The organism is Nocardiopsis flavescens, assembly GCF_900141985.1.
Taxonomy (GTDB): Bacteria; Actinomycetota; Actinomycetes; order Streptosporangiales; family Streptosporangiaceae; genus Nocardiopsis; species Nocardiopsis flavescens.
The window spans coordinates 1-967 of the sequence record NZ_FQZK01000037.1; the positions used below are offsets into that span (position 1 = coordinate 1).

Consider the following 967-nt stretch of genomic DNA (forward strand, 5'->3'; position numbering starts at 1 on the left):
AGCGGTTCCAGGCGACGGTGACGGCGGTCGAGGCGGAGTTGCGCAGTGGGCCGACGGTGTACCGGTATCACCGTGATGACGGGTTGCCGGGGGGTGAGGGGGGTTTCCATCTGTGCACGACGTGGTTGATCGAGGCGTATCTGGCGACGGGTCGGCGTGCGGAGGCGGAGGAGTTGTTCGCGCATCTGGTGGATTGCGCGGGGCCGACGGGGTTGTTGCCGGAGGAGTTCGATCCGGTGGGTGAGCGGGCGTTGGGCAATCATCCGCAGGCGTATTCGCATTTGGGTTTGATGCGGTGCGCGCGGTTGCTGGACGAGGCCGAGGCGTAGCGGTCGTGGTGGGGCTGGGCTTGCGGCGTGGTGGTTGTTCTCCGAACCGGGGCGCCCGGCCCCTGCCGGTCGGCGGACCGCGACCTGCGCCACAGCCGTCGAGGTGACCGGGGCTTGCGGCGTGGTGGTTGTTCTCCGAACCGGGGCGCCCGGCCCCTGCCGGTCGGCAGACCGCGACCTGCGCCACAGCCGTAGAGCCACGCTCCCACCCTGGCCCCAGGGGGTGAGAGCTCGACCGGAGTTCTCCGAAAGCTCAGCCGCTTGGGGTGGGCGGCCAGCGGAGCGTGGACCTGGCCCCGGCGCAGTCGGCGGGCGGCAGACCTCCGGGCCGGTGCGTTGGGCGCGCGTCCACAGTGGTGGGGGTGTGATCCGGGGCTGGGTCAAGCGAGGCGATCCCAGCCCGGCCGCCCGGGGCGGGAGGAATGCCCCCTGCAAAGGGTGGTGGGCGCGAGGAGCGCGGCCCGTACGTAGAGCACACCCATGCCCTCCCAACGCCATAGGGGGTGAAACGTGCACTGTCTCTGGGCCCCAGGCACAGCCGGTCAGCGTTGATCCACACCCCGACCCCAGGCGGTCGACGAGAGCGTACTCGGCTCCGCGAACCCCTGGGGGTGAAGGCCGCGCGCACCTGCCCCGCC

The 967-nt window shown here is 71.5% G+C and carries 1 protein-coding gene; it reads left to right on the forward strand.

The window, feature by feature from the left end; all coding sequences use genetic code 11:
• A partial coding sequence (locus BUE45_RS29350) for a glycoside hydrolase family 15 protein (protein WP_342746060.1) occupies positions 1-329 on the forward strand: 329 nt, incomplete at its 5' end.
• Positions 330-967 lie beyond the last annotated feature (638 nt).